Source organism: Streptomyces sp. NPDC087906, from assembly GCF_055584925.1.
This window is the reverse complement of record NZ_JBVJLC010000004.1, coordinates 164,272-177,052: the sequence shown is the minus strand read 5'-3', so window position 1 is coordinate 177,052 and position 12,781 is coordinate 164,272. Positions and strand designations below refer to the sequence as shown.

The following is a 12,781-nucleotide window of genomic DNA, read 5'->3' as shown; positions in this document are numbered from 1 at the left end:
CGACGCCACCCGGCCCCGCGCGCGGGCGCGGCGGGCCGTCCCGTGCGGCGCGTCCTCGGCCCGTACGGGTCACCTCCGCCGTACGGGACAATGGGGGCATGCCTTCCGCACTGCCCGACGGTGAGCCCATGCCCGAGACCGGCGCGTTGCCCGCGCATGCCCTCGTGGGGGCGGGCGAGCGGCCTCTGGGGTTCTATCTGCACGTTCCGTACTGCGCGACCCGCTGCGGCTACTGCGACTTCAACACCTACACCGCGACCGAGCTGCGCGGCTCGGGCGGGGTGCTCGCCTCGCGTGACAACTACGCCGACACCCTCGCCGACGAGGTACGGCTGGCCAGGAAGGTGCTGGGGGACGACCCCAGGCCGGTGCGTACCGTCTTCGTCGGCGGCGGGACGCCGACCCTGCTGGCCGCCGGTGACCTGGTGCGGATGCTGGGCACGATCCGCGACGAGTTCGGGCTCGCCGACGACGCCGAGATCACCACCGAGGCGAATCCGGAGTCCGTCGACCCGGCGTATCTCGCGGCGCTGCGCGAGGGCGGCTTCAACCGGATCTCGTTCGGCATGCAGAGCGCCAAGCAGCACGTGCTGAAGGTCCTCGACCGCAACCACACCCCCGGCCGCCCCGAGGCCTGCGTGGCGGAAGCGCACGCGGCGGGCTTCGACCACGTCAACCTGGACCTGATCTACGGCACCCCCGGCGAGACCGACGACGACTGGCGCGCCTCACTCGCGGCGGCCGTCGGCGCCGGGCCCGACCACATCTCCGCGTACGCCCTGATCGTGGAGGAGGGCACCCAGCTCGCCCGGCGCATCCGGCGCGGCGAGGTCCCCATGACGGACGACGACGAGCACGCCGACCGCTACCTGATCGCCGACGAGGTGCTGGCGGCGGCCGGCTTCGGCTGGTACGAGGTGTCCAACTGGGCGACCTCGGAGGCCGCCCGCTGCCTGCACAACGAGCTGTACTGGCGCGGCGCCGACTGGTGGGGCGCCGGCCCCGGCGCGCACAGCCACATGGGCGGCGTCCGCTGGTGGAACGTGAAGCACCCGGGCGCGTACGCGGCGGCGCTGGCTGAGGGCCGCTCCCCGGGCGCGGGCCGCGAGCTGCTGACCGACGAGGACCGCCGCGTCGAACGCGTCCTCCTGGAGCTGCGCCTCGCCGAAGGCGTCCCGCTCTCCCTGCTGGCCCCCACGGGCCTGGCGGCGGCGTCCCGCGCGGTGGACGACGGCCTCCTGGCCCCGGCCCCGCACGCCGAGGGCCGCGCGGTCCTGACCCTGCGCGGCAGACTGCTGGCCGACGCAGTGGTCAGGGACCTGGTCGACTGATCACACAACTGATCACCCGGACGGGTGAATCAGTGCAGGAGGGGGCGGGACCTGCCTACGCTGTCCCTAGGCTGCCGTCGTACCCGGCGATGGCGAAAGCGGAGGGCCACGGAGATGACCGCTGTGGATGACCGACCCATCACTGACGACGTCGTCGAATTCTTCGAGGCCCTCGAGGTCCCCGAGGGATACGTGGCGGAGCTCCTGCGGGGGGAAATCGTGATGATGGCCGGGCCGGATCTGGTCCACAACCGAATCGTGCAGTCCGTCCAGGACCAGATTCCGTACAGCCGCTTCGAGCGTCTTCAGACCCAGGACATCGCGATCCCCGGCGAGCAGAGCGAGCCCCAGCCCGACCTCGTCGTGCTCGAACGCGGCGGCGGTCCCGAGTCCGGGCGGCTGTTGCCCTCCGACGTGCTCACCCTGGTCGTCGAAGTCGTCTCCAAGACCAGCGTCGACCGGGACTACGGCGAGAAGCGGTCCATCTACGCGGCGGGCAAGGTCCCCGCCTACCTCGTCATCGACCCCATGGCAGCCCACTGCATACTGCTCACGGAGCCGACAGGCGAGGGCGAGGCGGCCGACTACCAGGTGGAGAACACCGTGAAGTTCGGCCTGTCCGTCCCGTTGGACCTGCTGGACGTCACGCTTGACACCTCTGAGTTCCAGACCCTGCCCCCGGTCAAACGGCACCGCCGACCGTGACGAAGTCGATCAGCTCCTCCACCCGCCCCAGCAGCGCCGGTTCCAGGTCCCGGTACGACCTGACGTGCGACAGGATCCGCTGCCACGCCGCGCCCGTGTTCTCCGGCCAGCCCAGGGCCCGGCACACGCCCGTCTTCCAGTCCTGGCCGCGCGGGACCGTCGGCCATGCCGGGATGCCGACCGACGACGGCTTCACCGCCTCCCACACGTCGATGTACGGGTGGCCGACGATCAGGACGTTCGCGCCCGTCACCTCCGCCGCGATCCGCGACTCCTTCGAGCCCGGCACCAGGTGGTCGACCAGGACGCCCAGCCGCGCGTCCTCGGCCGGGGCGAAGTCGGCGACGATCGACGGGAGGTCGTCGATGCCGCCGAGGTACTCCACGACCACGCCCTCGATGCGCAGGTCGTCGCCCCACACCTTCTCGACCAGTTCGGCGTCGTGCCGGCCCTCCACATAGATGCGGCCCGCCCGCGCCACCCGCGCCCGCGCCCCCGGCACCGCGAGCGAGCCCGAGGCGGTGCGGGCCGGGTGGTGCGGGGTCGCCGCCGACGGGCGGACGAGCGTCACCACCCGGCCCTCCAGCAGGAAGCCGCGCGGTACCAGTGGGAAGACCCGGTGCTTGCCGAAGCGGTCCTCCAGGGTCACCGTCGGCCCCTCGGCCGTCTTCTCGCAGCGGATCACCGCGCCGCAGAAGCCCGTCGACACCTCCTCGACCACCAGATCCGGTTCGGCGGGGACCTCGGGCGCGGGCGTGGGCTTCTTCCACGGCGGCGTCAGATCGGGACTGTAGCTGCGCATCCGCCGACGATAGCGGTCAGTCGAGCAACTTCTCGATGAGGTCGGCCGCCCGCGTCGTACCGCCCTCCGCCCGCGCCCGTGCCCGCAGCTCCGCCGCGCGCCCGAGCGTGGCCGGCGCCGTCGCGAACCCGGTCAGGGCGGCGCGCAGCCGCTCCGGCGTGGCGTCCGCCGTGTCGATCCGTACCGCGACCCCCAGCTCCACCAGCCGGTCGGCGTTGGTGAACTGGTCGACCGCCTGCGGTACGGCGATCATCGGCGTACCCGTGAACAGCCCCTCGCTGCTGCCGCCCATCCCCGCGTGCGTCACGAACGCGTCCGCCTGCTCCAGGATCGCGAGCTGCGGCACCCAAGGCCGCACCTCGACATTGCCGGGCACCGGACCCAGCTCACCCGGATCGGTCCGCCGGCCGATCTGGAGCACCACGTGCCAGCCCGGCAGATCCCCGTACGCGGCCAGGCACGCGCGGTAGAACTCCGGCTGCCCCGTGTACGCCGACCCCAGCGAGACCAGCAGGACCTTCTCGGCGCCGACGGGCCGCACCCACTCCTCCTGCCCGGTGCGCGGCCCGAAGCAGGACCCGACGAACGTCACCGTCTCCTCGTCGACGTCGTCGGCGAACGGCTGCATGGCCCGGGGGATCAGCGCCAGCGTGTTCGCCGGCCGGCCGCCGAACACGTCGGGGTCGGTGGTCGTCGCCCCCGACCCCGCCAGCCAGGTACGGAACTTCGCCCGGTACGCGTCGGCGCCCGGCAGCTCCCACAACTGCGCCGCCACCTCGCGCTCGTAGCCGCGCCAGGCCACATACGTCGGCGAGAGCTGCATGAACGGCCGGCCCTGCGCCTCGGCGATGACACGCGCGGGATACCCGCCGATGTCGTACAGGTACAGGTCGGCGGGGTCGCTGTCGTACGCGGCGCGCAGCGCGGACAGCGCCCGGATGCCGTTGTCCAGGAAGATCGTCATCGCCGCGATCGGATCGTCCGGCCACTTGTTGTCGGCCGGCAGCAGCGAGTCGTACGGGACGAGTTCCGCGCCCGCGCCGGTGACCAGCTCCTCGGCCGACGGGTCGTTGGCGTACGACACCCGGTGGCCGCGGGCCACCAGCTCCCGGAAGATCTCCAGGCTGGGCAGGATGTGGCTGACGGCGGGGACGCCGATCATCGCGACATGGCGACGGGGCAAGCGTGACATGGCAGATCACTCACTTCAGCTCTACGGGCGGTCAGGAAGGCCGCGGGAAACAAACACGACGGAGACCGGGTCGGCGAAGAGACGCCACACCCGCATACAGGACCGGGCGCGTGGGGAGGCTTGTCCCCGGGGCGGCGGGTCCTCGGACTTCCGTCGTGTCAGCCGTAGAGCTGCTTGAGCATCATGCCGACGACCTTAATCCCGGTCCCGGCGGTGAGGTAACCCCGCCCGGGACATCACGCGGGACATGACCCGGGCAAGATCCGGGACAGAACGGGCGGCACGGGCAGCGTGTGCGGCTGCCTTGCTACGGCCGTACCGAACGGCCGTACACTGGCTCGGGGAATGTTGGCACTCCCCCGCAACGAGTGCCAAGCGAGGACCGACGGGGTACGACGGACGAGAGCTGGAGGTGTGCGCGATGCTCAGTGAACGCAGACTTGAAGTGCTGCGCGCCATCGTCCAGGACTATGTGGGCACGGAAGAGCCGGTCGGCTCCAAGGCCCTCACCGAGCGGCATCAGCTCGGGGTCTCCCCGGCCACGGTCCGCAACGACATGGCGGTGCTGGAGGACGAGGGCTTCATCGCCCAGCCGCACACCAGCGCGGGCCGCATCCCCACCGACAAGGGCTACCGGCTCTTCGTGGACAAGCTGGCGGGCGTCAAACCCCTGTCGTCGCCGGAGCGCCGCGCCATCCAGAACTTCCTGGACAGCGCCGTCGACCTCGACGACGTCGTGGGCCGTACGGTCCGGCTGCTCGCGCAGCTCACCCGGCAGGTCGCCGTCGTCCAGTACCCCTCACTGACCCGCTCGACGGTGCGTCATGTGGAGCTGCTGTCGCTCGCCGCCGCCCGGCTGATGCTCGTGCTGATCACGGACACCGGACGGGTCGAGCAGCGCATGATCGACTGCCCGGCGCCGTTCGGCGAGACCTCGCTGGCCGATCTGCGGGCCCGGCTCAACAGCCGGATCGTGGGGCGCAGGTTCGCCGACGTGCCGCAGCTCGTGCAGGACCTGCCGGACTCCTTCGAGCTGGAGGACCGCGGGACCGTCTCCACGGTGCTCGCGACCCTCCTCGAAACCCTGGTCGAGGAGACCGAGGAGCGGCTGATGATCGGCGGCACCGCCAATCTCACCCGCTTCGGACACGATTTTCCGCTGACCATCCGGCCGGTGCTGGAGGCGCTCGAAGAGCAGGTGGTGCTCCTCAAGCTGCTGGGTGAGGCGGAACACCCGGGCATGACCGTACGGATCGGGCACGAGAACGCCCATGAGGGCCTCAGCTCCACGTCCGTCGTCGCGGTCGGCTACGGTTCGGGCGACGAGGCAGTCGCCAAACTCGGCGTGGTCGGACCGACCCGCATGGACTACCCCGGAACGATGGGAGCGGTACGCGCAGTGGCACGTTACGTCGGACAGATCCTGGCGGAGTCGTAAGTGGCCACGGACTATTACGCCGTTCTCGGCGTGCGCCGCGACGCATCGCAGGACGAGATCAAGAAGGCATTCCGGCGGCTCGCGCGCGAGCTGCATCCGGATGTGAATCCCGATCCCAAGACGCAAGAGCGCTTCAAGGAGATCAACGCCGCGTACGAGGTGTTGTCGGACCCGCAGAAGAAGCAGGTCTACGACCTCGGCGGCGACCCGCTGTCGGCGGGCGGCGGCGGTGGCGCCGGCGGCTTCGGCGCGGGCGGCTTCGGCAACTTCTCCGACATCATGGACGCGTTCTTCGGTACGGCGTCGCAGCGCGGCCCGCGGTCGCGCACGCGCCGCGGCCAGGACGCGATGATCCGGCTGGAGATCGACCTCAACGAGTCGGCCTTCGGCACCACGAAGGACATCCAGGTCGACACGGCCGTCGTCTGCACCACGTGCAACGGCGAGGGCGCGGCGCCCGGCACCTCGGCGCAGACCTGCGACATGTGCCGCGGCCGCGGTGAGGTCTCGCAGGTGACGCGGTCGTTCCTGGGCCAGGTCATGACGTCGCGGCCGTGCCCGCAGTGCCAGGGCTTCGGCACGGTCGTCCCGACCCCGTGCCCCGAGTGCGCGGGCGACGGGCGGATCCGCTCCCGCCGTACGCTCACGGTCAAGATCCCGGCCGGCGTCGACAACGGCACCCGCATCCAGCTCGCAGGCGAAGGCGAGGTCGGCCCCGGCGGCGGCCCCGCGGGCGATCTGTACGTGGAGATCCACGAGCTGCCGCACGCGGTGTTCCAGCGGCGCGGCGACGATCTGCACTGCACGGTCACCATCCCGATGACGGCGGCGTCTCTGGGCACGAAGTGCCCGCTGGAGACGCTGGACGGGGTCGAGGAGATCGACGTACGCCCCGGCACCCAGTCGGGCCAGTCGATCCCGCTGCACGGCAGGGGCATCACGCACCTGCGCGGCGGCGGGCGCGGCGACCTGATCGTCCATGTCGAGGTCATGACGCCGTCGAAACTGGACCCCGAGCAGGAGAGGTTGCTCAGGGAGCTAGCGGTCCTCCGGGGTGAGGAGCGGCCGACAGGCCAGTTTCAACCGGGGCAACAGGGGCTCTTCTCACGCCTGAAGGACGCGTTTAACGGCCGTTGAGGCCGCGGGGTCTGGGTTGCGGCCCGTCCGGCTGGTTCCGGTGTCCGGGGCCTCCGGAGGGGGGTGTCCGGACTGCTCGATCGCTAGCGCTCCCACGCTTTACGTCCGGACACCCCCCTCCTGCGACCCCGGCCCCCTCCCCCCGGTGGGTCCCAGCCCCAGCCCCGCGTGGGCGCGGCTTGCGGGGTGCGTGCGGGCCGGGGGCCGCGTCCCTGTCGCGCACGCCTGGCCCCTTGCCGCCGGTGGTCGGGAACACCCGATCCGGGCGGTGGGGCTGAAGGGGGTCGTGCAGGGGTGGTGTCCGGAGCGTAAAGCGTGATTTGCGGCGCATGTCCGGGTGCACCGCGTGTGGGACGAGTACGCGCCGTAAATCGTGCAGCGCAGGACACCATCCCGGAACGGCCCCCGGCGACAACCGCAACCCAGACCGGTCACCCCGCCGGACGGCGACACCGCCCCCGGCGACAACCGCAACCCAGACACGTGAACCCCGCCGGACGGCGACACCGCAACCAAGGCCCACGGGCGGCATGGCACCATGCCTCCATGTCCTCCGCGCTGACCGATCTCTGCCGGTATCCGATCGTGCAGGCCCCCATGGCGGGCGGTGCGTCGTGCCCGCGGTTGGCCGCGGCCGTCTCCGACGCGGGAGGTCTCGGATTCCTCGCCGCCGGGTACAAGACGGCGGACGGCATGTACGAAGAGATCAAGCAGCTCCGCGGGCTGACCGGCCGCCCCTTCGGCGTCAATCTGTTCATGCCGCAGCCGCACCACGAGGACGGCGCCGCCGTCGAGGTCTACCGCAACCAGCTCGCCGGTGAGGCCACCTGGTACGACACACCGCTGGGGGACCCCGAGTCCGGCCGGGACGACGGTTACGAGGCCAAGCTGGCCATACTGCTCGACGACCCCGTGCCGGCCGTCTCGTTCACCTTCGGCTGCCCCACCCGCGCCGCGCTCGCCGCGCTCGGCCGCGCCGGGGTGTTCACCGTCGTCACCGTCACCACCCCCGACGAGGCGCGGGCCGCGCAGTGGGCGGGGGCCGACGCCGTGTGCGTGCAGGGCATCGAAGCCGGCGGACACCAGGGCACGCATCGCGACGACCCCACCACCGACGGCGCCGGCATCGGGCTGCTCTCGCTGGTCGCCCAGGTCAGGGAGACCGTGCAGTTGCCGATCATCGCGACCGGCGGGCTGATGCGCGGCGCCCAGATCGCCGCCGTGCTCGCCGTGGGCGCCGACGCGGGGCAGCTCGGCACCGCGTTCCTGGTCTGCCCGGAATCCGGCGCGAATCTGCTGCACAAACAAGCCATGACCAACCCCGTCTTCACCAGGACCGAGCTGACCCGCGCCTTCTCCGGGCGGCCGGCGCGCGGCCTGGTGAACCGCTTCATGCGGGAACACGGCCCTTACGCGCCACCCGCGTACCCCGCCGTGCACCATCTGACCGCCGGACTGCGCAAGGCCGCGGCCAAGGCGGGGGACGCGCAGGGCATGGCGCTGTACGCGGGACAGGGCCACCGGATGGCCCGCGAGCTGCCCGCCGGGCAGCTCGTCGAGGTGCTGGCCGCCGAACTCGACGCGACCCGCGCCGCGTTGTCCCTGGGGAGTGCGTCATGACCGCGCCCGTCTTCCTCGTCCCCGCCGGTGCGCTGCGCACCGGCACGGTCACCCTCGACGGGCCCGAGGGGCGGCACGCCGTCTCCGTACGCAGGCTCCGTGTCGGCGAGCAGATCGTCCTCACGGACGGCGCGGGCAACGGCGGGTTCGGGACGGTTGCCGCCGTCGAGGGCAAGGACCGGCTCGACGTCGCCGTCACCGACGTACGCACCGAGGGCGCGCCCGCGCCGCTCATCACCGTTGTCCAGGCGCTGCCCAAGGGGGACAGGGGCGAGCTGGCCGTCGAGACGATGACCGAGACGGGCGTGGACGCCGTCGTGCCGTGGTCCGCCGCGCGCTGCGTCACGCAGTGGCGGGGCGAGCGCGGCGCCAAGGCGCTGGCCAAATGGCGAGCGACGGCCAGGGAGGCGGGCAAGCAGTCGCGGCGGCTGCGGTTCCCCGACGTCGCCGAGCCGGCGAGCACCAAACAGGTCGCCGCGCTGCTGGCGGGCGCCGACTTCGCCGCCGTACTGCACGAGGAGGGCAGCGAACCGCTCGCCATGGCCGCGCTGCCGGCCGAGGGCAGCATCGTGCTCGTCGTCGGTCCTGAAGGGGGCGTCTCCCCGGAGGAGCTGGCGGCCTTCGCCGACGCGGGGGCCAAGCCGTACCGGCTCGGCCCGAGCGTGCTGCGCACCTCCACGGCGGGCACGGCGGCCACCGCCCTGCTCCTGGGCCGCACGGGCCGCTGGTCCTGACGGGCCGCCACGGCCGCCCCGCACCCGGCGGCGCGGCAGGCAGCCGTCGGCCGGATACGATGCCTGCCAACCGATCGGATACCAGGGAGGCCCCGGACCATGGCGGGAGAACCACAGGCCGACTGCCTGTTCTGCAAGATCGTCTCCGGTGACGTACCGGCCACCGTCGTCAAGGAGACGGAGACCACGGTCGCCTTCCGTGACATCAACCCGCAGGCCCCGACGCATGTCCTGGTCATCCCCCGGGTGCACTACCCCGACGCCGCGTCGCTCGCCGTCGCCGAGCCGCAGATCGCCGCCGACGTGCTGCGGGAGGCGGCCGAGGTCGCGGCCCAGGACAAGGTGGACGCCGGGGGCTACCGGATCGTGTTCAACACCGGCAGCGGGGCCGGCCAGACCGTCTTCCACGCGCATGCCCACGTGCTGGGCGGCCGGGGTCTCAACTGGCCTCCCGGATAGCGGCGGGCCACGGCGTTGTCCGTCCGCGAACTGGTGGTCCTCGGCACGGCGAGCCAGGTGCCGACCCGCCACCGCAACCACAACGGCTACCTGCTGCGCTGGGACGGCGAGGGGCTGCTCTTCGACCCCGGCGAGGGCACCCAGCGGCAGATGCTGCGCGCCGGGGTCGCCGCGCACGACATCAACCGGATATGTGTCACGCACTTCCACGGCGACCACTCGCTCGGTCTCGCCGGTGTCATCCAGCGCATCAACCTCGACCGGGTGCCGCACGAGATCACGGCCCACTACCCGCTGAGCGGGCAGCACTTCTTCGAGCGGCTGCGGTACGCCACCGCCTACCGGGAGTCCGTCGCACTGTCACAGGTCCCGGTCGACGGCGACGGGGTGGTCGTCCTCGCGCGGACGCCCGGCTACACGCTGGACGCGCACCGGCTCTCGCACCCCGTCGAGTCGTACGGCTACCGGCTCACCGAACCGGACGGCCACCGCATGGTGCCCGCGCTGCTCGCCGAGCGCGGCATCCGGGGCCCGGACGTCGGCCGGATCCAGCGCGAGGGTGTGCTGGACGGGGTCATGCTGGCGGAGGTCAGCGAGGTGCGGCGCGGCCAGCGGTTCGCGTTCGTGATGGACACCCGGCTCTGCGACGGCGTGTACACGCTGGCCGAAGGGTGCGACATGCTGGTCATCGAGTCGACGTTCCTCGACGAGGACGAGCATCTCGCCACCGACCACGGCCATCTCACCGCGGGCCAGGCGGCCCGGGTGGCGCGGGACGCCGGCGTACGGCATCTGGTGCTGACCCACTTCTCGCAGCGCTACGGCGACCCCGCCGCGTTCGAACGGCAGGCGCGCGCCGCCGGGTTCGACGGCGAACTGACCGTGGCGGCCGACCTGGCGCGGGTGCCGCTGCCCAAGCGGTCGGCGGGACACACCCGCTGAGCGTGCGGCTTCCCCTCCGTACAGCGGCGCACATCGGGCACACTGGCCGGATCTGCACGCGACCGGGGAGACGGCAGTGACGACCGCATCCGACGGAAACCCACAGGACCACACCGCCGACATCGACCCGCTCGGCGGGCTGCGCGCCCCGGACGACCCGGAGTGCGACGTCTACCTGACCGGCACGGTCTTCCTCGACATCATCTTCACCGGCCTCGACAGCGCACCGGTGCGCGGCACCGAGTCCTGGGCCAGGGGGATGGGGTCGAGCCCCGGCGGTATCGCCAACATGGCGAGCGCGCTGGCCCGGCTGGGGCTGCGCACGTCGCTCGCCGCCGCCTTCGGCGACGACCACTACGGCGAGTACTGCTGGGACGCGCTCGAACAGGGCGAGGGCATCGACCTGTCCCGCTCGCGCACCGTCCCCGGCTGGCACTCGCCCGTCACCGTCTCCATGGCGTACGAGGGCGAGCGGACGATGGTCTCGCACGGCCACGAGGCCCCGCCGCCCGAGGGCGCGCTGCCCGAATGCCCGCCGCGCGCACGGGCCGCCGTCGCCGCCCTCAACCCGGGGCGCGACGAGGGCTGGGTCGCCCGCGCCGCCGGGCACGGCGCACGGATCTTCGCCGACGTCGGCTGGGACGACTCGGGGCGCTGGGACCTGGCCGAGCTGCCCGACCTGGACCACTGCGAGGCGTTCCTGCCCAACGCCGAGGAGGCGATGCGCTACACCCGCGCCGACAGCCCCAGGGCCGCCGCCCGGCTGCTGGCGGAGCGGGTGCCGCTCGCCGTCGTCACGCTGGGCTCCGAAGGGGCCTACGCGGTGGACGGCAGGACGGGGGAGACGGCCGAGGTGCCGGCCATCGCGGTGGAAGCACTGGACCCGACGGGCGCAGGCGATGTGTTCGTGGCCGGATTCGTCACCGGTACGCTCGCCGGCTGGCCGCTCGCCGACCGGCTCGCCTTCGCCGGCCTGACGGCTGCGCTCTCCGTCCAGGAGTTCGGCGGCGCGCTCGCCGCCCCCGGCTGGTCGGAGGTCGCCGCCTGGTGGAGCTACGTGCAGGCGTCCACCGAGCAGGACCCCGAAGGGCTGCGCCGATACGCCTTCCTCAAGCCGCTGCTCCCGGCCCCCGATCGCCCCTGGCCGCTGCGCAGGGCGGTCCCGACGATCGGCTTCGGCCGCTCGTCCTGACCACCCGGGCGGCCGCGGGAAAGCCAGATCGGGCAAGGGCGCGGGGAAAAGTCCTACGGGCTTGTCAGTGCGGAGTCGTAGGCTGTTACCCCAGAGGTTGTCGAGCAGCGAGAACCCTGCAACGGGAGGTATGTGCAGGCCACAGTGCCGGCCCATGACTCAGACACCTACAGCCCAGAATGGCAGGTCCCCCGAGGCGGGACAGGCGCGTGCCCACTTCACCGTCCCCGACAAACACCCGATGGTGACGGTTCTGGGTTCGAGGGACTCCCTGCTGCGTGTGATCGAGTCGGCTTTCCCCGCCGCCGACATCCATGTACGGGGCAATGAGATCAGCGCCAGTGGCAGCGCGGCCGACGTCGCGATGATCCAGCGCCTGTTCGACGAAATGATGCTGGTGCTCCGCACCGGTCAGCCGATGACGGAGGACGCAGTGGAACGTTCGATCGCCATGCTCAGGGCGAGCGAGGACGGCGGCGCGGACGGACCCGAGACGCCCGCCGAGGTGCTCACCCAGAACATCCTCTCCAGCCGGGGGCGCACGATCCGGCCGAAGACCCTCAACCAGAAGCGGTATGTCGACGCGATCGACAAGAACACGATCGTGTTCGGCATCGGCCCCGCCGGTACGGGCAAGACGTATCTCGCCATGGCCAAGGCGGTCCAGGCCCTGCTGGCCAAGCAGGTCACCCGGATCATCCTGACCAGGCCCGCCGTCGAGGCGGGCGAGCGGCTCGGCTTCCTGCCCGGCACGCTCTACGAGAAGATCGACCCGTATCTGCGCCCGCTCTACGACGCGCTGCACGACATGCTGGAGCCGGACTCGATCCCGCGGCTGATGGCGGCGGGCACGATCGAGGTCGCCCCGCTGGCCTACATGCGCGGCCGGACGCTGAACGACGCGTTCATCATCCTGGACGAGGCGCAGAACACCAGTCCCGAGCAGATGAAGATGTTCCTGACGAGGCTCGGCTTCGAATCGAAGATCGTCATCACGGGCGATGTCACCCAGGTCGACCTCCCGGGCGGCACGAAGAGCGGTCTGCGCCAGGTCCAGGACATCCTGGAGGGCGTCGACGACGTGCACTTCTCCCGGCTCACGTCGGAGGACGTCGTACGGCACAAGCTCGTCGGCCGTATCGTCGACGCCTACGAGAAGTACGACAGCCGCAACGGCAACGAGCAGCACCGCTGACGGGCCCGCCCGGCTGAGGCATCGACCGAAAGAG

General features: G+C 71.8%; 12 protein-coding genes. 10 read left to right on the top strand and 2 right to left on the bottom strand.

Translation table 11 applies throughout. The annotated features are described in order from the left end of the window. Positions 1 to 98 precede the first annotated feature (98 nt). The gene (hemW, locus tag ACZ63I_RS14460; RefSeq protein ID WP_469338631.1) at positions 99 to 1,331 is read left to right on the top strand and encodes a radical SAM family heme chaperone HemW; all 1,233 of its coding nucleotides are present in this window, start codon (positions 99 to 101) and stop codon (positions 1,329 to 1,331) included. Between the two features lie 114 nt (positions 1,332 to 1,445). Continuing rightward, a complete protein-coding gene (locus tag ACZ63I_RS14455; RefSeq protein ID WP_469338629.1) occupies positions 1,446 to 2,036 on the top strand; it encodes a Uma2 family endonuclease in 591 nt (196 codons plus the stop codon). Here the strand turns inward: ACZ63I_RS14455 and ACZ63I_RS14450 are convergent. Together ACZ63I_RS14450 and ACZ63I_RS14445 are read right to left on the bottom strand one after the other, a co-directional pair. Further along, positions 2,014 to 2,838: a DUF3097 domain-containing protein gene (locus ACZ63I_RS14450; RefSeq protein ID WP_469338628.1), complete on the bottom strand. Its 825-nt coding sequence runs from the start codon at positions 2,836 to 2,838 to the stop codon at positions 2,014 to 2,016. The genes ACZ63I_RS14455 and ACZ63I_RS14450 overlap by 23 nt on opposite strands. Positions 2,839 to 2,854: 16 nt before the next feature. Then, on the bottom strand, positions 2,855 to 4,030 hold the full coding sequence (locus ACZ63I_RS14445; protein ID WP_469338626.1) for a macrolide family glycosyltransferase: 1,176 nt from the start codon (positions 4,028 to 4,030) through the stop codon (positions 2,855 to 2,857). A 421-nt stretch (positions 4,031 to 4,451) separates the two neighbouring features. Here ACZ63I_RS14445 and hrcA point away from each other — a divergent pair, with 421 nt between their 5' ends. From hrcA to ACZ63I_RS14405, 8 genes are all read left to right on the top strand, one after another. Further along, positions 4,452 to 5,468, top strand: coding sequence for a heat-inducible transcriptional repressor HrcA (gene hrcA / locus ACZ63I_RS14440; RefSeq protein ID WP_469338624.1), 1,017 nt, complete (start codon positions 4,452 to 4,454; stop codon positions 5,466 to 5,468). Further along, on the top strand, positions 5,469 to 6,605 hold the full coding sequence (dnaJ, locus tag ACZ63I_RS14435) for a molecular chaperone DnaJ (protein WP_041989933.1): 1,137 nt from the start codon (positions 5,469 to 5,471) through the stop codon (positions 6,603 to 6,605). Between the two features lie 546 nt (positions 6,606 to 7,151). Further along, entirely contained in the window at positions 7,152 to 8,225 is a 1,074-nt protein-coding gene (locus ACZ63I_RS14430) for a nitronate monooxygenase (protein ID WP_469338622.1), read from the top strand. After that, complete coding sequence (locus tag ACZ63I_RS14425; RefSeq protein ID WP_469338620.1) at positions 8,222 to 8,959, top strand: 16S rRNA (uracil(1498)-N(3))-methyltransferase; 738 nt, start codon at positions 8,222 to 8,224, stop codon at positions 8,957 to 8,959. Before ACZ63I_RS14430 ends, ACZ63I_RS14425 begins: the two co-directional genes overlap by 4 nt. A gap of 99 nt (positions 8,960 to 9,058) precedes the next feature. Further along, on the top strand, positions 9,059 to 9,418 hold the full coding sequence (locus tag ACZ63I_RS14420; protein ID WP_328581932.1) for a histidine triad nucleotide-binding protein: 360 nt from the start codon (positions 9,059 to 9,061) through the stop codon (positions 9,416 to 9,418). Between the two features lie 15 nt (positions 9,419 to 9,433). After that, positions 9,434 to 10,360 (top strand): ribonuclease Z, encoded by a 927-nt coding sequence (locus ACZ63I_RS14415; RefSeq protein ID WP_469338617.1) that lies wholly within the window; start codon positions 9,434 to 9,436, stop codon positions 10,358 to 10,360. Positions 10,361 to 10,436: 76 nt separating this feature from the next. Then, positions 10,437 to 11,552, top strand: coding sequence for a carbohydrate kinase family protein (locus tag ACZ63I_RS14410; protein WP_469338615.1), 1,116 nt, complete (start codon positions 10,437 to 10,439; stop codon positions 11,550 to 11,552). Between the two features lie 154 nt (positions 11,553 to 11,706). Next, a complete protein-coding gene (locus ACZ63I_RS14405) occupies positions 11,707 to 12,747 on the top strand; it encodes a PhoH family protein (RefSeq protein WP_469338613.1) in 1,041 nt (346 codons plus the stop codon). Positions 12,748 to 12,781: the final 34 nt, after the last annotated feature.

What these genes read in the sequence shown, in the direction of transcription:
- ACZ63I_RS14450 (WP_469338628.1), bottom strand. Translation starts at nt 2,838, where the DNA reads ATGCGCAGCTACAGTCCCGATCTGACGCCGCCGTGGAAGAAGCCCACG.
- ACZ63I_RS14430 (WP_469338622.1), top strand. Translation starts at nt 7,152, where the DNA reads ATGTCCTCCGCGCTGACCGATCTCTGCCGGTATCCGATCGTGCAGGCC.
- hrcA (WP_469338624.1), top strand. Translation starts at nt 4,452, where the DNA reads ATGCTCAGTGAACGCAGACTTGAAGTGCTGCGCGCCATCGTCCAGGAC.
- ACZ63I_RS14445 (WP_469338626.1), bottom strand. Translation starts at nt 4,030, where the DNA reads ATGTCACGCTTGCCCCGTCGCCATGTCGCGATGATCGGCGTCCCCGCC.
- ACZ63I_RS14420 (WP_328581932.1), top strand. Translation starts at nt 9,059, where the DNA reads ATGGCGGGAGAACCACAGGCCGACTGCCTGTTCTGCAAGATCGTCTCC.
- ACZ63I_RS14405 (WP_469338613.1), top strand. Translation starts at nt 11,707, where the DNA reads ATGACTCAGACACCTACAGCCCAGAATGGCAGGTCCCCCGAGGCGGGA.
- ACZ63I_RS14455 (WP_469338629.1), top strand. Translation starts at nt 1,446, where the DNA reads ATGACCGCTGTGGATGACCGACCCATCACTGACGACGTCGTCGAATTC.
- ACZ63I_RS14425 (WP_469338620.1), top strand. Translation starts at nt 8,222, where the DNA reads ATGACCGCGCCCGTCTTCCTCGTCCCCGCCGGTGCGCTGCGCACCGGC.
- hemW (WP_469338631.1), top strand. Translation starts at nt 99, where the DNA reads ATGCCTTCCGCACTGCCCGACGGTGAGCCCATGCCCGAGACCGGCGCG.